Raw genomic sequence first — 22735 nt, 5'->3', positions numbered from 1 at the left:
ATGGATGAGACATTCAATAAAGCTTTTAATAGCCAAAGACAAAGCTGCCCCCGAAAAAATAATTGGGTTAGCTTCCGTTTGGTTGATGAATTTGGACAAAGCGACCCTTACGCAAACCTATCCTATTCTCTAATAGATAGCCAGGGCCAGGAATACACTGGGACTCTTGATGAGAAAGGATATGCTAAGATTAGTAATATTTACTGTGGACCTTCTATCCTCAGATTCCCTGAAAAATACAAAGGAGACATTGATAGCTGGTACGACAAAATAACAACCCGTGAAAATTTCTCTCTTCCTATTACACAACTACAAGCTGCAGCAGAGCAAACCCAAAGGCGAAACAGCAATCAATTAAGTACAAACCCTAAGTTGGCAGTCAAGGAGAATGCTGACTTTTATCGAGTAGAAGTACGTGACTTAGTGGAGATTACTAGTCATCTCCCCCCTGCCTCGAATATATTAGCGCCACGCCCTTCAAGCAAACTTTCATCCAATTCAAATCAGCATGACGGTAAATCTTTCGGCATTGGCCTTGCACCTAATAAACATCACCTATTAGAAATCAAAGCTTTAACAGCTTGGAGACCACTGCTTTCCCTAACATCAGAGTTTTCAGCACTTGATGCCTATCAACTCTCACTGCTTACTACTCTAGCTTATTCAGATTTTGGAGAGAAATATGCTGAAGGCCAAGATATGCCTCCAACTTATCCTTTCCCTGGCAGCATTGGCTATATCTTAAACAGCAGACTGGCACACATCGAAACTGGTGCATTAAATGAAGAGCCTGCGCGCTTTAAAGACGTTACTCCTTACCATCTTATTTTAGAAGAAGTTCCTTACTCCAAAAGGTTAGAAATCATTCCCTTCGACCCACTCTACTACACAAAAAAAAGTGAACAAAAAAAACCTTGGCAATTGCACAGTCTAAACGACACAAATACTAATACCCAAGCATATATTAGCCATGATGATCGAATGATTTTAATTGGTATCAGGGGCACTCAGGAGGGACCAGACTTCGCGCGCGATATAGATGCTAAACAAGTCCCTTATGAAGAAGGCATAGGACAGGCGCACCGCGGATTTTATAAGGCCTTCCTCGCAGTTAAAGAGTTTGTAAAGCCTTACCTATTCAACTTTTACTCTGGTCAAAAGATTGTCGTAAACGGCCATAGTTTAGGGGGGGCCATTGCGCTTCTATTAGCTGAATGGCTACGCCGAGAGGAGCGTAATTATGATGTATTACTGTACACCTACGGTGCACCTCGCGCTGGCGATAAAAAGTTCGTCGAAGGAGCATCCGAACTAATCCATCATCGGCTTGTTAACCATAACGACCCTATTCCAAGTCTCCCGGCAACATGGATGGACACAGACCAGCGAATATTTATCCCTGGAATAGCGGCACTTATTACAGGGGCGACAGGGATAGGCGGCGCGGCATTTTTGGCGGGTGTTGTCAATCTAAAAGGTGACAGCTATCAGCACCACGGGACACTCCATCACTTTCTACCGCTCCCTATTGACAAAGGGGAAACTACCTCAGTGCTTTGGCAACCGGAATGTTCAGGAATTGAAGAAGCCGGGTGTACTTATTATGCAGCCAACATTAAAAATGACATGCCTGACAGAGCGCTATTCGTTGCACAGCTAGCTTCCATGTCGCAACACTTTACAGTGGCTGGATATGTTCCGGCTTGTCATGCAACGCTGTTACGCTGGAAAGCTAGCGCTGCGCAGGGAGGTCAAAGCTTGACCAAACGCGAGCAAGAATGGTTAGAAAAGGAAATCTATAGTTATCAAAAAAACTTAGAGTTATGGGAAAAGCAAGCCTGGCAAAAATATGACGCCCTACACCGACACCAAGAAGTTTCCTTAAGTCTACGCAGGCAGCAATTCGAACAAGCTATTAGCTTCGCCGCTGCCGAAAGGAGACGCTTACCCCGTACCTTAGGCCGTATCAGGGAGCTAGCTCAAAAGCCTATTTCGCTTGAAAATGTATACGGATCTCAAATAAACAATCCTATGCTTTTAAGCCTAATAAGCCGATGGCAACAACACGATGAAAACCTACCGTCCAAAACACCTCAACTAGCCTCTATACCTAGAACATATAAACCCAGTTACGTCTAGTTGACCTACAAAAGGCTTAAGCTAACCGCTTCATAAGTGCGGTTAGCGGCCAATTTCTTAGAAGACATATCTCTAACATCAAAAACATCAAAAACATCAAAACACCAACTTAATGTAAAACTTAAAGATCAAAAATCAGGCAATTTAAATATTTCTAACCGACAAACGATAAAATAATTTGCATCTAAATACTTACATGAAATTAACTATAGGCGAAATTACAACCACCCATCTACATCAAAATTTACTTCTCCCATAGCTTAAATAAAAATTTGATAGATTCATAATCCTTATGCTCCTCTCGATCATTCGAGCAGCCTACCAATACGCCATGTGAGGCCTGCTACTAAAAATACGCTCCTAAAAGTCACATGAATGCCGCATCTAATTATAGATGAAATGGAGTCAGGACTTTACTAAATAGCATTAGCGAAAAGATATGGAAACCCAACTAATCTGTGCGGAGCCGTAGCAAATGCAAGCTCGACAAATTTTCTTGATCTCACCATATTACGAAAACATGAGAAATTATTTATTAGAAGATATCGAACTCTTAAAAATCACCAAACCGCAAGCGGATACGCCTGAAGAAGCCGAGTCAGTTGCAACTATGCTAATAGCTCGAAATGAGTTTATGGCCTGGATTCTTGATTATACAGCTGGACAGCCAATACAGCAGATCGAAGACTCTTTCGAAAAAGTAATTTCTGCCTACGAGAACTATCAACTAGCTCTCGGGCGTTATGAAAATGAACCCAGGATGTCGCCTCTAGGTCTTGACCAACTTGAAGATTATGAAGACTGCCTCCAACTGATCGGAATAGCTGTATTACTTAATCGCAAGGATCTCCTAGAGCGTATTACTAAAATTGTTGATCCAGGATATGTAGCTGAAGATACGCTTTATGAAGAGCTTGTAGGAAGTGTACTACCCAATCGTGCAGAAATTGATGAATGGTACCATGATAAGCCTTACACTACCTTGATACATGCAATGTATGCCGAAACTAAAGATGAGGCCTCAAAACTTCTAAATCAGTATTGTAAAGAATGGTATCCGTCATTCAAACATACAACGTGGCATGATACCCATCTTAGTATGACCTCAACCGAAGGCGCATATTTTGGTTACTGGGCTTTCGAAGCCGGCGCTGTGGCCTATCTTTATGGCATAGATGACAGCCAAATCAGTCATATGGTGTATCCCAAAGACCTGGTCACTTATGCTCGCAACCAAAAAATAGCTCAATGAACCATAATTCAAGGCTTATGCAGGAGAAACTTTCTTCTGACCAGACTCTTAATATTTAATACTAGGCAAACTCATTACAAGGTTTCCGCCTAATTATTAAAGTATCAAACAGAGGCAACGATCTGATAAATTATTCTAAGAAAAAGCGCTGTAGCTAAAGCAGGACCGTATAAGGATACACCTGGCATTAAATACGGTCCCCATTTGAAATAACCAAGAATTATGTAGACAAATACAGTGCACCTTATGGCTCTTGGTTAAGAGTTTTCTAAATACGCAAATAAATTAAGTTTTTCAAATTAAAGATGCCCACTCATTTAGGTGGGCGATCTTATTAGCACTCCATATAAACCACCTGCGTATGGGTATATTCATACAACCCATGCTTTCCATCCGCCCCTCCAACCCCTGACTTGCGTACACCCGCATGGAAGCCTTGCATGGCTTCGAAGTTTTCTCGGTTGATGTAGGTTTCGCCAAAATCAATTTCGCGGCAGGCTTGCATGGCTTTGCTCAGGCTGCGGGTATAGACGGATGAGGTGAGGCCGTATTCGGAGTTGTTTGCCAGGGCAATGGCTTCGTCCAGGCTGTCGACGATCTGGATTGGTAGGACGGGACCAAAGATCTCCTCACGCATGATGGTCATGTCTTCGCGGCAGCCAGCCAGCACGGTGGGTTCGTAATGAAACCCTTGGCGGCGGTCTGCGACCTTGCCACCAGAGATGACTGTAGCGCCCTGACTGACTGCCGTACGCACACGCTCGGCAACTTTATTGAGTCCGGCCTGGTTGATTAGCGGGCCCATTTCTACCGAGGGATCGGCAAGCGGATCTCCGTAGCGCGTTTCACTCATGGCAGCACTGACACGTGAGATGAATTCATCGGCTACGCCACGCTCGACGTATACGCGCTCGGCACAGTTACAAACCTGTCCGGTATTGATGATACGTGAGCCGCGGATGGCGCGGACGGCGAGATCTAAATCAGCGTCGGCCAGCACGATGGCCGGTGCCTTGCCGCCGAGCTCAAGGTTGAGCTTGGTGAGGTTGGGTGCAGCCGACGCCATGATGCGGGCACCGGTAGCGACGCTGCCGGTAAAGCTGATCATGTCGACACCGGCATGGGTGCTGAGCGTCCCGCCTACCTCCCCCGCTCCACTGACAACGTTGAACACGCCAGGAGGCAAGTCAGTTTCGGCGACCAGTTTGGCAAATTCGAAGCAGTTGATCGGCGTCTCTTCGCTGGGTTTGATAACGATGGTGTTGCCCGTTACCAAAGCTGGAGCCATCTTGCGGGCAATGAGGAAGAACGGGAAATTCCAGGGCAGGATGCCTGCGACTACCCCCAGGGGCTTGCGGAACAGAAAGATGTTTTCGTTAGGCCGGTCGCTGGTGATGATTTCGCCTTCGATGCGGCGCGCCCACTCTGCCATGTAGTCGATGTAATCAGCCGTGAAGTTGACTTCGACTTCAGCCAGACCACTGACCTTGCCTTGCTCTTCGGTAATGATGCGCGCCAGCCGGGGCGCATGTTCACGGATCTTGGCGGAGATTTTGCGCAAGTACCCAGCGCGCTCTATAGCGGGCTTTTTTGCCCAGGCTTTCTGGGCGGCACGTGCGGCCTCGATGGCGCAGTTTACGTCATCACTGTTGGAAGCAGGCACGTCGGTCAATCGCGCACCAGTGGCCGGGTTGAAAACATCAAGGTGCTCGCTGCTGGGCTGAAATGCGCCATTGATGAAGTTCTGATACGGTTGGGTCATGGCCGATTCCTCTTGTTTTAGTAGGTTCGCGAAGGCGCGCTAACGGCCGGGCCTTCCTTATAGCGACGCAGATTATCCAGGGCTGCCTGACGCATCAGGCTGATATCAATGCCCACGGCAATGAACTGGCAGCCCCAGCTCTGGTAGCGGCGAGCGTCATCCTCTTGAGGGGCAAGAATACCGCTGACTTTGCCCGCGGCGCGGGTGGCATCGATGGCGTGCCGGATCTTGGCTTGTACGTCGGGATGACCTGGATTGCCGGGATAGCCCAACCCAGAGGACAGGTCCGCTGGACCGACGAAGACCGCGTCGACGCCCTCTACCGCAGCAATCGCTTCGACGTTCTCGACCCCTTTGGCCGACTCAACCTGTACGATCAGGCAGAGCTCCTCATGGGCAGTAGCCAGGTAATCCGGCACACCATCCCAACGGGTTGCACGGGCCAACCCACCGCCAACCCCGCGAATACCATGGGGTGGATAGCGCATGGCCCGGACCAGCTCACGCGCCTGCTCGGCTGTTTCCACCATAGGCACCATCAGGGTCTGGACGCCGATATCGAGTAGCTGCTTGATCAGCACGCTGTCACCGGTTACGGCCCGTACCACGGGCTGAGTGGCATAGGGTGCGACGGACTGGAGCTGCGCCAGAATCGTGGGCACGGTATTAGGTGCGTGCTCACCGTCAATGAGCATCCAGTCGTAGCCAAGGCTGGCAATGATTTCCGCCGCGTAGCCTGTAGCAAAGCCGGCCCAGATGCCGTAGGTGGTCTGGTCCTGCTTGAGCGCTGCCTTGAAGGCGTTGTGTGGCATCTGCATAAGAAGTCCTGTTGTGTTGAACGTTAAGGGATCAGTGAGAAGCAAGATGGCCTCCTTTTTCAGGAAGCTTGACGACGAAGAAGTAGCTCGCAGCGCCGAGCAGTGCGATCAGGGCTGCGATGACCAGGGCGAGTGTGAACGAGCCGGTCTGCTGTACGACCATACCGGTCACGACTGGAGCAAAGGCACCGCCGAAATAGCCGCCAAAGTTCTGGATGCTGGCGAGGGAGGCCACCATGCGTGACGGTACAGCCACGCTGACGAGGGACCATGTGCCGGCTACTGCTACATTCAGGCAGAACAGTGCCGCACTGAATAACGCCATGACCGGGACGACGCCCTGGGCATAGGCGCCAAGGACCGTGAAGAAGCCTGCGCCGATCAGGCCGCCGCAGATCGGCCATTTACGGCTGCGGCTGACGCTGGCGCCGCCACGGATCACGCGGTCAACCAGGAGCCCTCCGCTGATCACACCCGCCGCTCCGGCGAGGAACGGAATACTGGCGACCCAACCCGCGCTGGCAAGGGACAGATGATGGGTCCGCTCCAGATACGCAGGCAGCCAGGTCAGGTACAACGACAGCATGTAGATGATGCCGACGTAGCCAAACACGATGCCCCAGGTCACGCGCAGCTTGAAAAGCCCGCGCCATTCGGCAAAGGTCATACGGCCCGTGCTGTCACCCTTGGCCATGCCTTCGTCGAGATAGTGTTGTTCCTGCGCGGTAAGGCTGACCTCATCACGGTTGCGGTAGACGGCGTACCAGACAATCGCCACGCCTACACCCATTACTCCCATGGCTATGAACATTGCCCGCCAGCCCAGGCCCAGAAGCAGCGCGGCGAGAATCGGCTGGGCAATTGCCGGCCCGAGGGAGGACGCCATGTTGAAGATACCAGACGGCAGCCCTCGCTCCTTAATGTTGAACCACTCGCTGACAACCTTGGCGCCGGCCGGAAATTGAGGGGCCTCGCCGATGCCCAGACCGATACGCGCCAGGATCATATGGTTCAGGCTACTGAGTAATCCCAGCATGCCCTGGGCAATCGACCAGAGGCAGATCCCCAGGCCCAGGGTCAGACGGGCACCAAAGCGGTCGAGAATGCCGCCGATCGGCAACTGCGCCACGGCGTACGCCCAGGAAAAGACGGAGAGCAAAAGCCCCATTTCGGTCGGCGTGAAAGACAGCTCCTGGCTGATGGTCTGGTTGGCGATGGCCAGGGTGCTGCGATCCAGGTAATTGACGAACCCCGCCAGCACCAGCAGCGTCAGCGCTACCCATTGAATACGCTTGAGCCGGGCACTCTTGACCGGGATCACGGTTTCCCGCGAGGTAGACGCAGTCCCCGTTGTTGCACTCGCTGTTACACCCGTTGTTGCACTCGCTGTTGCCTGCATATTGTTGTTATTCATCAAGGCTCTCCAGGAATCGAAATGGAGCGGTGTTCCGAATAAACCCGGAACCGGAAACGCTATTGCAAGTTCACGAACATTCCCCCGTCTACCAGTAGGGATGCACCAGTGACGTACCTGGCCATGTCCGATGCGAGGAATACGACCGGGCCGGCCAGGTCATCCGGCTCTCCCAGGCGTCCCAGGGGTGTCCGTTTAATCATGTAGTCGCGTTTTTCCTGATCGGCCAGGTCGTCCTTGTTGATATCGGTCTCGATAGTGCCCGGCAGTACGGCATTGCAGCGTATGCCGTACGGGCCAAGGGCAATGGCACAGGACTGCATGAGTGACAGCAGCCCGGCCTTGGTGGGTGTGTAGTGCGTCTGCATCGCGCCGCCCACCAATGCGCTGATCGAGCTGACGGCAATGATCGAGCCTCCCCTTCCTTGCTCCTTCATTTGATTGGCCGCTGCCTGTACGGCGAAATAGGCACCATTAAGATTGGTGTCTACGGTCTTGTAATAGACCTCGCGTGGCATATCGAGAAAAGCGTGAAAGGGACAGACGCCCGCGTTGTTGACGAATACATCCACACTGCCAAACGCCTCCACTGCCGCCTTGACGAGCTTGCTGCCGGTGTCCGGATCGGCAGCATCGGCCCCTACGTCGACCGCACGGCTACCGGCCTGCTCGATTTCCTGAATCAACGAGGTCACCTGCGGTTTGCTGGAATCGCTACCGCTGTGCCCGATGACGACCTTGCCGCCCTGTCGGGCGCACTCCAGGGCAATAGCCCGGCCTATGCCACGGGAGGCGCCGGTGATGATGACGGTCTTGTCTGCGAGCAGCATGGTTGTCTCCTTGGGTTCGATAAAGTCAGGGCCGAGTCGTCTCTACTTCAAATAGTTGCCATACCCCACCATAGCAATCGAAGCCAGGATGACCACGATGCCTGTCAGCAGGATGCGTTTGTTACGTGCCGAGGTGCCGTGCCATTCACGGAAATACAGCCCCCACAGGTTCGACACGACAATGATGAAAGACATGTGCAGCACCCAAGAGCTGGCGTCGTTGTTGAGCCGACTCTCACCCATGCCATAGAAGAAAAATTGCAGAAACCAGATCGTGCCAGCGCTGGCTGCCAAGAGGTAATTACGCAGCAGCGGCGTCCGCGAGTCGGTGTAATTGTGAAACGAGCGGTTTCGCCGATTGAGCAGCAAGCACCAGATGGCATTGGTGGTCAGCCCGCCCCACATGATCAGCATGAAGGTGACGTTGTTCTGGAACAGGCTGTTGGTGCCCTGCGCCACAGCCGCCTCGGCGAGAGGTCGACCGGCCGAGATTCCGTAGCTGAAACAGGCACTGAGCACGCCGGAAATAATGGCGACCGTCCACCCCTTGGCCAGGGAAAACTCCGCCACACTCGCCTGCTTGGTCGCCTCGGAGACCTCGCGCTCCTTGATGACACCCGCCCGCCCACAGATGGCAATGCCCACAAGCGAAATGGCAACGCCCGCCAGCACCCAATGCCCGCCTGCACTGGCGACCAGCTCAGTAAAGGAGCCTCGGGTTTCGTCGGTAAACAGGTCCTTGTAGATTGCAGGCATCAGCGCCCCAAGGGCGGAAGTCAGGCCCATGATGATGGACATGCCCAGCGAAAGGCCCAGGTAGCGCATGGTCAAGCCAAACGTCAGACCACCAATGCCCCATAACACGCCGAAAATATAGGTCCAGAGCAGTGTGGAGGCCTCTGCCTCTGCAAGAATGCGAGTGAAGTCGGGGACGGTGAGTACAGCGGCAATCAGTGGAACAAATAGCCAGGAAAACAGGCCGCCAATGATCCAGTAACTCTCCCAGGCCCAGCCCTGCACTTTCTTGTAAGGGATGTAAAAGCTGCCGGAAGCAAAGCCGCCGATAAAATGCAGGATGACACCCAGCAGGATGACCTCCATCACGCGTCTCCTGCCGTCAGTGTAAAGACGGGCAAGAGCGGCACGCTTACCGGTGACTCGTCCGGGTTCGTTGCCATGATGTCTGCCATGTAATGCCACCAGCGCTTCATCACTGGCAAGTTGGGCAAGTCATCTAAAGCATGCTCACTGCGGTGCGTCAGTACGGCGTAGAGTGCATGCGTCTCAGGGTCCAGAAAGATTCGGTAATCCTCGACACCGGCGGCTAGCAGCGCGTCGACCAGCTCAGGCCAGATCTCATCGTGCCGGCGCTGGTACTCCTCAGCCTGCCCGGGATGCAAGGTCATACGGAACGCTTTTGTTGGCATTATGGCGGTTCCTTGTCTGGCGGCGCGGTGCCTCCACGCCGCGCTCCTTTATCAGTGATCGTAGGGTCGATGCAGCTGGCACTCGGGGTTTAGGCGTACCCCAAAGCCGGGCTTGTCCAGCACGGAGGCCTTCATGCGGCCATTGACCGGGATCGGCTCGTCCAAGAGCTGTGGGTTGAACATCGGCACGACCTTGTCCGCCTTGGGCGCCATCATCAGGAATTCCGAGAAGGGACTGTTGGTGCGGGTAATGACGAAGTGGTAGCTGTAGACGGAGGATCCATGGGGCACGACCAGCGCGTTGTGTGCATCAGCCAGCGCCGAGATCTTGATCAACTCGGTGATACCACCGCACCAGCCCACGTCCGGCTGGATAATGTCGCAACAGCCCATCTCCAAGAGCATACGGAAGCCCCAGCGGGTCGCCTCGTGTTCTCCCGTAGTGACCAGCATCCCGCTCGGCACTTGCTGACGGAGGGCGGCGTAGCCCCAGTAATCATCCGGCGGCAGTGCCTCTTCGATCCACTTGAGGCCAAACTCGCTTGCCGCATTGGCCAGACGGGTAGCGTAGTTGAGGTCAAGGCTCATCCAGCAGTCGAACATCAGCCAGAAGTCGTCTCCCACCCGCTCACGCATGGTAGCTAGTGTTTCGATGTTCTTGCGCAGCCCTTCTTCACCTTCAGCGGGGCCGTGCTGAAGCGCCAGCTTGCCACCGATAAAGCCCATTTCCTTGGCAAGGTCGGGCCGGGCACCGGTCGCGTAGAATTGCAGCTCATCCCGTACGGGACCGCCCAGGAGCTGATGAACCGGCTCCTGACGAATCTTGCCGAGTAGGTCCCACAGGGCAAGGTCCACACCGGAAATGGTATTGAGGACAATGCCCTTGCGCCCGTAGTAGAGCGTGGCGTTGAACATCTGGTCCCAGATCTTTTCGATGTCCGTTACCTTGGCGCCTTCAATAAAACGCGCCAAGTGCTTTTCGACGATAAAGGCGCCCAACTCACCACCCGTGGTAACAGCAAAGCCTACCGTCCCATCGCTGGCCTCCACTTCTACCACCAGCGTCCCCAATACGTTGATACCAAAGCTGCGGCGGCTCTGCCGGTACTCGGGATACTTTGCCATGGGCGTAGAGATATGATCGTCGATCCAATGACCATCGCCTTGGTCGTGATAATCCGCACCGCCGCCCCGTAGAGTGAAGGCGCGGACGTGTTTAATGGTGGGCATGCTCATGGGCGTCTCCTGGCAGCGTATTAAGAGGCGTAGCGGCGCGCTTGATGGGCGTCGAAGGACTGAAGCGGTGAACAGCAAGAATCAGCAAACCGGCCAGAAGGCTGGCGCCGGCAAGGAAGTAGAGGCCGGCAGCGGTCGAGTCAAAGGCCGTCTCGGCCCAGCGCTTGAGGTTGGGTGCCATAAAGCCGCCCAGCGCGCCGATAGAGTTGATCAGGGCGATGCTGCCCGCCGCCGCGCTACCGGCAAGGTAAGCTGAGGGAAACGTCCAGAAGATCGGCTGGACGGCAATGAACCCAGAGGCGGCAAAACACAGAGCGACCAGCGCCAGCAGCGGCGAGCCGAACGCTACCGAGGCGGCAATACCTAATCCGCCCATAGCGACGGTAAGCGCCGCGGTTGCACGGCGATTACCGGTGCGATCTGAGTAGGCCGGAATCAGGTAGGCGGCTGCAAGCGCACACACCCAGGGAATGGACGTGACCAAGCCAACCATAAAGCCGACCTTCTGCCCCAGTAGCCCCGCCACCTGCGTGGGCAGGTAAAACACCACGCCATAGACGCTGGTCTGGATCAGGAAATAGATCAGGCACAGATAGAGAACGCCGGGATGTGTCAGCACTTTGAGCAGGCTCTTGCCGTGGGCGAGCTTTTCGCGGTCCTCACGGTCAAGCGTCTCTTGCAACGCCCGGCGTTCCTCAACGGTCAGCCATTTGGCATCACCCGGACGATTATCCAGATACCAGTAGGCCCAGACGCCTACAACGGTCGCCAGGAGTCCTTCCACCATGAACAGCCATTGCCAACCATGCAGCCCGCCCAGCCCGTCGAACTCGAGCAGCAGGCCGGAGAGTGGGCTTCCGAAGATAAATGCCAGCGGTGCGCCAAAATAAAAGAACCCCATAGCCCTGGCACGGGCCTGATGGGGAAACCAGTACGTCAGGTAGAGAATCACACCCGGGAAAAAACCGGCCTCAGCGACACCCAACAAGAAGCGCAGCACATAAAAGGTCATCTCGTTGTGGGCAAACATCATTGCCGCCGAGATCAGGCCCCATGTCACCATGATTCGGCACATCCAAAGCCGGGCACCGACCTTGTGCATGATCAGGTTACTGGGCACCTCTAGAAAGGCATAACCGAGAAAGAAGATCCCGGCGCCAAAGGCAAAGGCTGCATCCGAAAGGCCAGTGTCTGCCTGAAAGGCAGCCTTGGCGAACCCTACGTTGGCGCGGTCCAGAAATGCCAGGACATACATGAGCAGGAGAAACGGCAAAAGCCGCCAGGAGACCTTCTTGATGATGTGCGGAGACAATGTGTTCACGCCAGTTTCCTCTTGGAATTGTTATGGGGCGTGGAGCGACGTACGAGACGGCAAGCACTAGCGTGTGGGCAGTCTCTCTCGATGACGTTTAGCGCCAGAGGAAGAAAGGTCGAAACAGGCGTGAGGGCATCTGAATGTAGGGGCGGCATGAGGCAAGCGGAGCATGACGGTCACCTTGTTTTTGTTGTAGGCGCCTTGAATCTAAGCGCAGAAGCGATGCCTGACTAATCGAAATAAACTTACATCCGATACCCTTTATGCATCACTCATGATTGCTGTGCCTGTCGCGATTTCCAGCGATAGGCCTGCCTGGAGTTGAGATAAAACACTTTCTCTTGAGCTACCGATGTTTTTGTAGCCAGGTAGGCCTGCGTCAGGCCAATGGTTTTATCCAGCGAGACGAAGTGATCGCTGTTGGGCCAGTCACTGCCAAACAGGATGCGATCTTCGCCGAATAGCGACCACAAGCGGTCCAGGTGCTCCTGGTAATACGCAACGTCCAGCTCCACTGTTCCCTGTATGCGCTGCGGCACTTCGGAGAGTTTCATGAAGGCAGTGGGTCGGGCAGCGAACGTCTCCAGGTCTCGCCAGTACGCGCGCTCTTCAGCAGGAGGGACCTGGGCATTAGGCAAGTGATCCGCCACGATACGAAGGTCTGGGACAGCATCACTTACCTTGAGCAGCGCAGCGATCAGGGGTGGCGTCGGGTTGGCACTGTCCAGTGCTCTGACGCTCTGAGCCAGAAGGCGCAACCCCTCGATAAAGCCAGGCTTTCGAAGGTCTTCTGTTAGATCACGATCCCATAGGTTGCCGTAGCGCATCCCCAGAAAGAGGGGCTCGGCTGCCAGCCGGTCGAGGTCAGCCGCAAAGCGTTGATCGTTTGGCACCAGATTGCCAACAAAGCCCACCATGCCAGTATGGTGCCGTACGGCCTCAAGCAGCCAGTCGTTATCCTTTCGCCAGGGGCTGGCCTCTACGGCAATCGCACCCACGACGCCCAAGGGCGCTGCCTGGGCGAAATATTCGTCCGGCAATGTGCGGCGATAGATAGTATCGCCTGGTTCAGGCCACGGAATACCCTCCGGGCGGTGCGGATCGAACAGATGAATGTGGGCATCAAGTCGTGGTCCCTGGTAAACCGCAAGGGTTTCGCGAGCCTGTGCGAATGCCTGTAGAGCAGGTGCCGCCATGGCTGCCAAGCCTCCAATCAGAAAGGGTCGTCTTCGCATAACGAAGCGTTAGTGTGCGTCGTAGCTACAACGGATAGATGACGTAGCCGGCAGGTGAGAGAAAGGAGGTGTGCATGGTGAATTCCTTTTTTATTGTTGGAGTCCACTCTTTAGCTGTGATGGCGCGTGATTACCAATAATAATTAGGTCAACACCGATACCCAGGCGGCATCGTTCGCTAAGGAAGAACAACAATGAACGTATCCGCATCCGCGCGCGCCCTGTTCAATCGGCTGCGTTACAAGCACCTGCTCATGCTGGTCACGTTGGGCAATAGCCAGAACCTGCATCGCGCCGCGCAGACCCTGAACATGTCGCAACCGGCGACCACTCGCATGCTGCAGGAAATCGAAGATGCCTTTGGCTGCGAGCTGTTTGAGCGCCAGACACGAGGTATGAAGCCTAATGCGCTGGGCGAAGAAGTCCTGCGCTTTGCCCGCACCGCCCTAACGCAGCTCGACCGCTGCGCCGAAGACATCACCGATCGCCAGCAAGGCGGCTATGGGTATCTCTCCATCGGCACCATCATGGGCGCAGCGCCCGATCTGGTCGTTCAGTCCATCGCTGACATGAAGCGTCAGTACCCTCGCCTCAAGCTGCGGATCATGGGAGACACCAGCGATCAGCTCATCGAACTACTGGACCAGGGCACCATTGACCTCGCTGTAGCACGTCAAAATGCGGAGAGTGACCGGAGCCGCTATCAGTTCGAGCCGCTGGGTAACGAGCATCTGGTCGTAGCCGTACGGGCCGATCATCCTCTGGCGGGACGCGACCAAATCGACCTGAGCGAGCTGGTCAGCCAATGGCCCTGGATCCTTCAGCCGTCCTCCAGTCCGGCCCGCATGGCACTGGAGCGAGCCTTCGAGCGGCTTTCGCTACCCTCGCCGCGAGACGTGATCGAATGCAGTTCGGTCTTTGCCATGCTGCAGCTGGTGCAGATGACCGAGGCCATTCTGGTGCTGTCCGAAACGGTAGTCTCGGATTATCTGCGGACCGGGCTCGTCGTGCCGCTTCCACTCGAAATCGAGGAAGAGATGGCGCCCTATGGCGTGCTGCTGCGCAAGAACGAACCCCTGAGCCAAGAGCTGGAAACCTTTCTGCAACTCTTGCGCCGACGCGCCAATGATCTCGGACTCAGGCCATAAGCCTGACTGTTAAGCTATGGGCCTCTAACGGATAGATCACCTGACATGACCCCACGCATACCCTTCTGGCAAAACGCTGCGCAGCTCGACGGCGACGCTCCCCGCAAGTGGCTGTTTGAAGATGAGGGTTCCTTGACCCAGCGCCTGACGCAGCTCAGCGGTAACCGCTTTGCGGTGGACGTCATTACTGAAGGATGTCAGCCGCTAAGGGCAGATGAATGCAAGGCCCTGGACGCGCCGTCGGAGACGTTCGGCTGGGTACGCGAGGTTTTCCTGTTAGGTACGCAGACCCGCTGGGTGTTTGCCCGCAGCGTGGCAACGCGCGAGGCGCTCGAGGCCTCAGGGTTTGAGCTGGCTCAACTGGGCCAACGCCCACTAGGCGCTCTGCTGTTCAGCGATAACGCGTTTAACCGCGGCCCGCTGGAGGCCACGCGTTACCCTGCTGGCTGGCTTCCACAGGAAGAAGTGCAGGATCAGGAGCCGCTCTGGGCTCGGCGTTCGGTCTTTCGCCGGGACGGCCTTGGCGTACTGGTTGCCGAGGTGTTTCTGCCGGCGTTCTGGCAGTTCCTGAAAGATCAAAGGCTATAATCGGCCAGCCCACCGTGAAACGGCTCGGGCTTTCGTTCATTCCGATACGGCGCCGCAATGAAAAAGAACCGCTCCCGTAAAAAACCACAGCCCGCTGCCTCGCTTGCTACCGCCGCCCCGCAGAAAATCATCGGGACCACCCGGCCTAGCAGCCGCATTAAAGACTTCGTCCAACTGACGCGACTGGACAAGCCTATCGGCATCTACCTTTTGCTCTGGCCAACACTCTGGGCCTTGTGGATTGCGGGCGAAGGCCGCCCGAGCGTGAAGAACGTCACCATTTTCGTGCTGGGTGTCGCCCTGATGCGCTCGGCGGGGTGTGTAATCAACGACTTTGCTGATCGAAACTTCGACGGTCACGTCAGTCGTACCAAGGCGCGTCCGCTGGCGACCGGCAGGATAACAACCAAGGAAGCCCTGATTGCCTTTGCCGTGCTGGTTGGGCTCAGCTTCGTGCTGGTGCTGTTTACCAACGCCATCACCATCTGGATGTCCTTTGGCGCCCTGGGTATCGCTGCGCTGTATCCCTTCATGAAGCGCTACACCTATTATCCACAGGTGGTACTGGGCGCAGCCTTCTCCTGGGGAATGCCGATGGCCTTTACCGCCGAAACCGGCTCGCTTCCGCCTGAGGCCTGGCTATTATTCATCGCCAACGTGATCTGGACGGTGGGATACGACACCTATTACGCCATGGCGGATCGGGAAGACGATCTGAAGATCGGCGTGAAATCCACTGCCATCCTGTTTGGCGACGCAGACCGCATCATCATCGCGACGCTGCAGGGCCTTACCCTGCTCTGCCTGCTCCTTGCCGGTGCGCGCTTTCACATGGGCGCGTGGTTCTATCTGGGCCTTGTGGTGGCGCTAGGGTGTTTTGTCTGGGAATTCCTAAGTACACGGGACCGGGACCCCATGAAATGCTTCAAGGCTTTTTTGCATAATCACTGGGCAGGCCTGGCAATCTGGATAGGGATTGTGGTGGATTATTTGGTGCGCTGATCAGGCGGCTTCAGCTTTTCCCCATGCCTTCGGCGCTTCACGTTCTCTGCACACTTACAGAGAACGTGAAGCCAGGGCGCAGCGCCTATTGGATACCGGAACAAGCGGTTCTGGTGACTTTACGGTGGCTTTCACGAATGACTCGCTTACCGCCTCCCTGGCACAGGCGATCACTCAGTCGGGCTTGATGAGACCCTGACCCAATCAATCTGCAGTGTTTCACCGCTACCCATCCGCTGCAAATGATCAGCGACTACCCCTTCCATCCGCTCCAATTCTTCAACAGGAAACTCGATCTTTGCCAGCAGCACGTCGCCTTGCGCTTCCAAGTGGCAGGTTCCCGCCGGAAACTGAATAAAGCCCTTTCCCTCGTCGAACTCTACCTGAAATTTATGTCCCCAGTGCTTGCATAACCGTGTGATGTAGCGGCCTGGATTGGCCGTGGCGATACGGGACTCAGACGATGCCATAGTCGGTCTCCTTGATACGGTGGTGGGTTTGCGTGAACGCCGCTGTTGCCAGGCGACAGCCAGCCCGCTGAGGCTGATGATCGTCATGCCGACAAGGGCACCTTCGTCAGGTACATGACCAAAGAAAATGAATCCCATCAACCCTGCACAGATAATCTGTCCGTAGCTGAAGGGTGCGAGCAACGCTGGCGGCGCATAGCGGAATGCCTGGGTCAGCAGCAAGTGTCCGCCCATTCCACATGCGCCTAACCCTATCATCAAAATGGCATGCGCCCAGCTCGGCGGCTCCCAGAAGAAGGGCAACAGTGATGTCATGATCAAGCTGTTCACCAGTCCGGCGATGAAATTGCTGGTGGTGGGGCTGTCAGTCGAGGAAAGAATGCGGGTCAGGATCTGGTAGATACCAAACATCACTGCGGACCCCAGCGGTAGCAGAACAGCTGGCGTAAACAGCGAGCTACCGGGGCGAATGATGATCAGAACACCAACAAAGCCGGTCACCACAGCGATCCACTGCGGCCGGGTCACCCGCTCTTTCAATAGGGGCACCGACAGAGCCGTTACGATCAGCGGAGCGAGGAAGTTGACCGCCGTGGCTTCTGCCAGTGGTAGATAACGCAGCCCGGCCGTAAAGAACAGGCTGGTCCCGATCAGGCACAACGCCCTGGCGATCTGCAGTCCGGGCCGCCGTGTGCGGATCACTCCCATCCCCATGCGAGGCCCGAAGACGCCCAGCATCAACACCGTATGGGAAACGTAACGGGCCCAGACGACCATCACGATCGGGTAGAAACCCGACAGGTATTTGGACATCGTGTCGTGGCTGGCAAACAAGAGTATCGCAAGACAAATCAGCCCAATGCCCTTGAGCGGTTGCTCGGCAAGGCCGGAAGATGACTGAAGGCTCATTTATTGTCCTGATCGAGCACTACTGATTAGCAGGCTAAGCACTTGATCGCATAAAGGCCTGGCCCGCATGGGTAAGCCCAGTATTGAACAGATGAGCCGGGAAAGAAAAGCAGAAACGGCCCCGGACAAGCATGACTAGGGCCGAAGGGAATCAGGCTGGCTGCACCTGACGGACGCCGCCACAGGCATGGCGCAGGCTGAACTCGCGCAGCTCGTGCTCTTCGGCTTCCAGAACGCCGGGCAGTCGCTCACGCAGGAACGCCACGAACGTCTTGATCTTAGCATCCAGGTACTGACGGGACGGATACAAGGCGTACACGTTCAATTGTTGCAGTTGATACTGCGGCAGGACACGAACCAGCGAGCCGTCACGCAACCCTTCGATGGCGGAGTAAATCGGCAGGATTCCAATGCCCAGGCCCGCCTGGATCGCTTCAGTCATGGCATCGCCCACGTTGACCTGGAACGAGGTTGTGCCGATGGTGACCATCTCCTGCCCGTTGGGTCCGTCGAAAACCCACTTTTCCAGCGGCACGACCGGACTCACCAGTCTCATGCAGTCATGACTTGGCAAATCCGATGGGCTGCGAGGCAGGCCACGCGCTTCGACATAGGCAGGCGACGCACACAGGATGCTGTAGGTATGGCCGATGTTCTGGGAAACAAAGCCGGAATCCGGCAACTCCGTCGCGACCACAATCGCCACATCGTAGCCCTCGTCGAGCAGGTCCGGCATCCGGTTAGCCATGGTGAGGTCGAAGTTGACCTCGGGAAACTGCTGACGATAGCCCGCAATTGCCTTGATCATGTAGTGCTGGCCGATCCCGGTCATGGAGTGGATACGCAGCTTGCCAGCTGGCCGCGCATGGGCGTCGCTGGCTTCGGCTTCGGCCTCTTCGACATAAGCCAGGATCTGCTCGCAACGCAGCAGGTAACGCTGCCCCGCCTCGGTCAGGGCGATCCGGCGGGTGGTTCGATGGAGCAGTCGGGTACGCAGATGCGCTTCCAGGCTCGCAACGGCCCGGGAAACATGCGCGGTGGTGGTGCTCAGCACTTGCGCCGCGCTGGTAAAGCTGCCGCTTTCGGCAACACAGGCGAAAACGCGCATATTGTGCAATGTGTCCATGATGCCCCTCATTAGTTAGCAAATAAATTTTGCCATGAACGCAAGAGGGCCATTATTACAAAATGTGAGATAAACATTCACAAACCAGCCGGCTTATCTCCAGACAAGGGGTTTCCTAGAATTCACGTAGGTTTGAGCGACTCTCCCCCTCGAATATCTGGACGCCTTCTGTGTCATTCCCCTGTAAGAATTCGCTGCTTGGCATAAGCTTTTTTGTTCTGACTTCAACAATCTCGGGCTGTATCAGCACCCACGGTATCGCGCCGGAGGCTCAACGTATCGATGCCGACACCCTGGCTACGGACGATGCTATCCGTGCGGCCAAGCTGGACGCCCAATGGCCGGCCAGCCAGTGGTGGCGCGCCTACCGTGACCCTCAGCTGGATCGGTGGATCGCTGAAGCCCTGACCGACAATCCGACGCTGGCAGCCGCAGCGGCACGGGTACGCTCGGCCAAGGCAATGGCCGGACTGGTGGAATCCGCCGAGGCGCCCCACATAAATGGCAGCGTTGACCTGCGCCGTTACACCTGGCCTACGGATAACTTCTATGGCCCGGGCGAGTTGGCCGACCGTACCACCTGGAACAACACCGCCTCCCTGGGGCTCAGCTACAAGCTCGACCTCTGGGGACGCGAGCATGATGACAGCGAGCGCGCCCTGGATCGCGCCCATCAGGCAGCTGCCGAAGAACGTGTTGCGGTGCTCGAGCTAACGACCAACATCGTGCGAGCCTACATCCAGTTATCGTTGCAATATGCGCAACGTGATGTAGCCCAGGCAACACTGGATCAGCAGGAGCAGATCGCCAAACTGGCGAAGCGTCAGCTGGAGGGCGGCATCGGCACTCAGTTCGAGGTCAGCCAGGCTGAAGCATTGTTGCCGGAAACGCATCGACAGATCGAAGCTCTGGACGAAGCCATTGCCCTTTCGCGTAATCAGTTGGCCGCATTGGCCGGCAAAGGCCCTGGCGACGCCGCCTCGCTGACACGCCCGCAGCTGCAACTGGGCGCCATGCCAACCCTGCCCTCCCGCTTACCGCTGGAGCTGGTAGGTCATCGTCCCGACGTGGTGGCCAGCCGTTGGCAGGTTGCCATGAACGCCAAGGGTGTCGATGTCGCACGTGCCGATTTCTATCCCAACATTGATCTGATGGCGAGCATTGGACAATCGATGACCATGGGCACCTTCAAGGAGTTGTTCACGGCCAAAAAGACAGGTTACTCCTTCGGTCCGGCTATCTCGCTGCCCATCTTCGATGGCGGTGAGCGCCGCTCGCAGCTTGGTATCGCATCGGCAGGCTATGACGCTGCGGTTGCACATTACAACCAGACCATCATCGAGGCGCTAAAGGACATCTCCGATAACCTGATTCGTCTCGACTCGGCCAACAAGCAGGCCGACATGGCCCGTGAGTCCGTGGAAGCGGCACAGCGCACCTACGACATTGCCCGCAAGGCCTTCGAGCGCGGCCTGACCGATTACCTGCATGTACTGGACGCCCAGACCCGTCTGTTTGCCCAGCAGCGGGTGGAGCAACAGGTCCAGGCCATGCGTCTGAGCGCCCAGGCCGGCCTGATTACCGCTCTGGGTGGCGGTGCCATCGTGCCTGAAGACGGCCCGGACGAAAAGGACCTGAAACCGGCACGTGTCGATATTGCCAAAAAGCCCTAAGGCCCTCATGAAAGCAGAAACGACTTCCACCCCCTCCACCAGCGCGTTTCGCCAGGCGCTTAACGCCTGGGCGAGAAGCGACGGTGTCATGTGGATCTACCTGTTCAAGGTACTGATCGCAGCTGGCCTGACCCTCTGGCTTGCCATGCGCTTCCAGTTGCCGCACCCATCTTCAGCGGTCATCACCGTCTTCATCGTGATGCAGCCGCAGAGCGGCCAGGTATTTGCCAAAAGCGTCTATCGGTTGCTAGGTACGGTAGCAGGCCTGATCGCCATGCTGGCGCTGGTTGCCCTGTTTGCCCAAGAGCGGGTGCCGTTTCTGATCTGCATGTCAGTTTGGATTGGCCTGTGCACGGCCGGCGCCATGCGCTATCGCGACATGCGCAGCTACGGCTGTGTGCTGGCAGGCTATACCGCAGCGCTGATCGGTATTCCCGCTGTCATGAGCCCTGAGGGTGCTTTTATGTCAGCGGTTATGCGGGTGCTGGCGATTTCATTGGCCATTATCTGCAGCGGTATCGTCTCGGCAGCCCTTTTTCCGCAGACCACAGGCGCAGCCATGCGCAACGCCTTGTACAACCGCTTTGGCACCTTTGCAGGCTACGTAGCCGATGTGCTGCGTGGCAAGCTGGAGCGGCATGTCGTGGAGAGCGGTGGAGTGCGCTATGCCGCCGAGGCCGTCGGGCTTGAAAACATGCGCAGCGCTACAGCCTTTGAAGATCCGCACATGCGCATGCGCAGCGGTCGTCTCTCGCGGCTGAACAGTGAATTCATGACCATGACGACCCGCCTGCATGCCTTGAGTCGACTGCTTCTACGGTTGCGCCAGCGTCAGGCTGACGTTGTACTGTCGGCATTCGACATGGCGCAGGCTGCATTTCTGGAGCTCCTGGACAGCGTGCGTGGTCAGCCGCTGACACCACCGGACGCGGCAGCGGTCGCTGAACGTCTCTCGGCCTTAAGCGACCACACCCGCGTACGCATTCGGGAAGCCCGTGCTTCGCTACTTGCCAACGCGCCCTCCGAAGAAGATCGGCTGGACTTCGAGACGGCTGCCGAGCTGCTCTTCCGTTTGGTGGACGATCTGCACAATTACGTCCAGACCCACGCGTCCCTGGCCGCTCCGCACCATGTACGCGAGCAATGGAAGGCGCGCTTCGTGGCCAAGGCCAATGCCATGGCATCAACCGTGGCAGGCGTACGAACTGCCCTCATGGTGCTGCTGCTCAGCCTGTTCTGGATCATGACGGCCTGGCCCTATGGCGGCATGTTCGCCTCCAACGCGGCTGCCGTGGCCGCCCTCGCCTCGTCCAGTCCGATGCCCCACAAGACCGCCCAACAGATGGCCATCGGTGCATTTTTCGGCGTTACCGTAGGCTTTTTCATGAACTTCTTCGTCTTTACCCAACTGGATGGATACTGGATGCTCATGTTCGCCCTGGCATCCGTCTTCATGCTGGGCAGCTTTGTGGCCCTGCGTCCGGGTTACATGGGTTACGGGCTGGGTAGCATGGTGTTTTTCTGCTTTACCTCGATTCCCGACAACCCACCGGTGTATGACCCGTCAAACTTCATCAACAACGGTATCGCCGTACTGCTGTCCATGGCGACCACAGCCGCGATTTCCTCGATCCTGCTCCCACCCAACAGCGCTTGGCTCTGGAGGCGCCTGGAGCGTGACCTGCGCCGTCAGGTGGTTCGCGTAACGAGTGACCCGCTGCCAGGCCTTTCGAGCCGGTTTGAAAGCGCCACGCGCGACCTGCTCAATCAGGCCTACGGTTTGGCCAATGGCCGTCCGCAGGTACAGAAGGCGCTGTTGGGCTGGACCTTTACGGTCCAGGAAGTCGGTCAGGCCATCATTGAGCTGCGTCAGGAGCAGGAGCGCCTACCGGCCGAGCCTCGATTTGCCGAAGCGTCCCCTTGGCGTCAGTCGATCCGCGCCATGGGACGTGCCCTGGCCCGCCTGTTCCTGAAGCCAAGCCAGACCAATCTGCAACGTGCGCTCACCGCTGTGGACCAGGCCATTGCCTGCGTTGAAGCGCAGCGTGAGCCCTATAGCCAGCATTTCGATGAGTCGCCGCTGCGTCGCATCCAGAGCTTCCTGCATTTCATTCGAACCTCCCTGCTCGACCCGCACGCGCCCCTGGCGCAGTACGCTGCGCCGAGCGAGCCCGTCACAGGAATCGCCCATGCCTCGTGAGATTGCTTTCCACGGTGTGTACCTGCCCACCGTTACCGTGCTGTTCATTGTCGGCCTGCTGGTGATGTGGGTCGTTGATCGCCTGTTCGCCAGCATTGGGCTGTATCGCTTTACCTGGCACCCCTCCCTGTTCCGCCTGAGCCTGTTCGCCTGCATCTATGGCGTCATGGCGCTGACCGTCTATCGTTGAG

At 56.3% G+C, this 22735-nt stretch carries 19 protein-coding genes and 1 pseudogene; 8 read left to right on the top strand and 12 right to left on the bottom strand.

The window, feature by feature from the left end:
- Both QWJ10_RS17945 and QWJ10_RS17940 read left to right on the top strand, forming a co-directional pair.
- Entirely contained in the window at positions 1-2139 is a 2139-nt protein-coding gene (locus tag QWJ10_RS17945) for a lipase family protein (protein ID WP_289928578.1), read from the top strand.
- A gap of 475 nt (positions 2140-2614) precedes the next feature.
- Positions 2615-3391, top strand: a complete 777-nt coding sequence (locus QWJ10_RS17940; protein ID WP_289928575.1) for a PoNe immunity protein domain-containing protein — start codon at positions 2615-2617, stop codon at positions 3389-3391.
- Positions 3392-3725: 334 nt separating this feature from the next.
- On the opposite strand, the gene aldA is transcribed toward QWJ10_RS17940, so the two are convergent.
- The 9 genes from aldA to QWJ10_RS17895 form a co-directional block, all read right to left on the bottom strand.
- On the bottom strand, positions 3726-5153 hold the full coding sequence (gene aldA / locus QWJ10_RS17935; protein WP_289928572.1) for an aldehyde dehydrogenase: 1428 nt from the start codon (positions 5151-5153) through the stop codon (positions 3726-3728).
- 17 nt (positions 5154-5170) lie between these two features.
- On the bottom strand, positions 5171-5971 hold the full coding sequence (locus QWJ10_RS17930; RefSeq protein ID WP_019366658.1) for an HpcH/HpaI aldolase/citrate lyase family protein: 801 nt from the start codon (positions 5969-5971) through the stop codon (positions 5171-5173).
- A gap of 31 nt (positions 5972-6002) precedes the next feature.
- Positions 6003-7385, bottom strand: coding sequence for an MFS transporter (locus tag QWJ10_RS17925; protein ID WP_019366659.1), 1383 nt, complete (start codon positions 7383-7385; stop codon positions 6003-6005).
- A 59-nt stretch (positions 7386-7444) separates the two neighbouring features.
- Complete coding sequence (locus QWJ10_RS17920) at positions 7445-8215, bottom strand: SDR family NAD(P)-dependent oxidoreductase (protein WP_289928568.1); 771 nt, start codon at positions 8213-8215, stop codon at positions 7445-7447.
- A gap of 42 nt (positions 8216-8257) precedes the next feature.
- A complete protein-coding gene (rhaT, locus tag QWJ10_RS17915; RefSeq protein ID WP_289928565.1) occupies positions 8258-9316 on the bottom strand; it encodes an L-rhamnose/proton symporter RhaT in 1059 nt (352 codons plus the stop codon).
- Positions 9316-9642: an L-rhamnose mutarotase gene (gene rhaM, locus QWJ10_RS17910; protein ID WP_177411890.1), complete on the bottom strand. Its 327-nt coding sequence runs from the start codon at positions 9640-9642 to the stop codon at positions 9316-9318. Before rhaM ends, rhaT begins: the two co-directional genes overlap by 1 nt.
- Positions 9643-9693: 51 nt before the next feature.
- Positions 9694-10878 carry an L-rhamnonate dehydratase gene (gene rhmD / locus QWJ10_RS17905; protein ID WP_122041457.1) on the bottom strand — a complete coding sequence of 395 codons (1185 nt, stop codon included), beginning with the start codon at positions 10876-10878 and terminating at the stop codon, positions 9694-9696.
- Positions 10859-12199 carry an MFS transporter gene (locus QWJ10_RS17900; RefSeq protein ID WP_289928559.1) on the bottom strand — a complete coding sequence of 447 codons (1341 nt, stop codon included), beginning with the start codon at positions 12197-12199 and terminating at the stop codon, positions 10859-10861. The genes rhmD and QWJ10_RS17900 overlap by 20 nt, the downstream gene beginning before the upstream one ends.
- A gap of 266 nt (positions 12200-12465) precedes the next feature.
- On the bottom strand, positions 12466-13389 hold the full coding sequence (locus QWJ10_RS17895; protein ID WP_289928557.1) for an amidohydrolase family protein: 924 nt from the start codon (positions 13387-13389) through the stop codon (positions 12466-12468).
- Positions 13390-13622: 233 nt separating this feature from the next.
- On the opposite strand from QWJ10_RS17895, the gene QWJ10_RS17890 reads away from it, so the two are divergent.
- Genes QWJ10_RS17890 through ubiA form a run of 3 tightly spaced genes read left to right on the top strand, consistent with a single transcriptional unit; the run spans position 13623 to position 16166 of the window.
- The gene (locus tag QWJ10_RS17890; RefSeq protein WP_289928556.1) at positions 13623-14576 is read left to right on the top strand and encodes a LysR family transcriptional regulator; all 954 of its coding nucleotides are present in this window, start codon (positions 13623-13625) and stop codon (positions 14574-14576) included.
- 45 nt (positions 14577-14621) lie between these two features.
- A complete protein-coding gene (locus QWJ10_RS17885) occupies positions 14622-15164 on the top strand; it encodes a chorismate lyase (RefSeq protein ID WP_289928554.1) in 543 nt (180 codons plus the stop codon).
- Positions 15165-15221: 57 nt separating this feature from the next.
- Positions 15222-16166 carry a 4-hydroxybenzoate octaprenyltransferase gene (gene ubiA / locus QWJ10_RS17880; protein WP_289928552.1) on the top strand — a complete coding sequence of 315 codons (945 nt, stop codon included), beginning with the start codon at positions 15222-15224 and terminating at the stop codon, positions 16164-16166.
- Between the two features lie 170 nt (positions 16167-16336).
- Here ubiA and QWJ10_RS17875 read toward each other — a convergent pair whose 3' ends face one another.
- The 3 genes and pseudogenes from QWJ10_RS17875 to QWJ10_RS17865 form a co-directional block, all read right to left on the bottom strand.
- Positions 16337-16636: a DUF2218 domain-containing protein gene (locus QWJ10_RS17875; protein ID WP_289928714.1), complete on the bottom strand. Its 300-nt coding sequence runs from the start codon at positions 16634-16636 to the stop codon at positions 16337-16339.
- Between the two features lie 36 nt (positions 16637-16672).
- Positions 16673-17545 (bottom strand): annotated as a pseudogene (locus QWJ10_RS17870) (DMT family transporter); the annotation flags it as partial.
- Between the two features lie 151 nt (positions 17546-17696).
- Positions 17697-18671 carry a LysR family transcriptional regulator gene (locus tag QWJ10_RS17865; RefSeq protein WP_289928549.1) on the bottom strand — a complete coding sequence of 325 codons (975 nt, stop codon included), beginning with the start codon at positions 18669-18671 and terminating at the stop codon, positions 17697-17699.
- A 170-nt stretch (positions 18672-18841) separates the two neighbouring features.
- On the opposite strand from QWJ10_RS17865, the gene QWJ10_RS17860 reads away from it, so the two are divergent.
- Genes QWJ10_RS17860 through QWJ10_RS17850 form a run of 3 tightly spaced genes read left to right on the top strand, consistent with a single transcriptional unit; the run spans position 18842 to position 22734 of the window.
- Positions 18842-20344 carry an efflux transporter outer membrane subunit gene (locus QWJ10_RS17860; protein ID WP_289928546.1) on the top strand — a complete coding sequence of 501 codons (1503 nt, stop codon included), beginning with the start codon at positions 18842-18844 and terminating at the stop codon, positions 20342-20344.
- Between the two features lie 7 nt (positions 20345-20351).
- Positions 20352-22544: an FUSC family protein gene (locus QWJ10_RS17855; protein WP_289928541.1), complete on the top strand. Its 2193-nt coding sequence runs from the start codon at positions 20352-20354 to the stop codon at positions 22542-22544.
- Positions 22534-22734 carry a DUF1656 domain-containing protein gene (locus QWJ10_RS17850; protein WP_010796023.1) on the top strand — a complete coding sequence of 67 codons (201 nt, stop codon included), beginning with the start codon at positions 22534-22536 and terminating at the stop codon, positions 22732-22734. Before QWJ10_RS17855 ends, QWJ10_RS17850 begins: the two co-directional genes overlap by 11 nt.
- Position 22735: the final 1 nt, after the last annotated feature.

Source organism: Pseudomonas sp. WAC2, from assembly GCF_030403525.1.
Lineage (GTDB): Bacteria > Pseudomonadota > Gammaproteobacteria > Pseudomonadales > Pseudomonadaceae > Chryseomonas > Chryseomonas luteola.
This window is presented reverse-complemented; position numbering and strand designations above follow the sequence as displayed.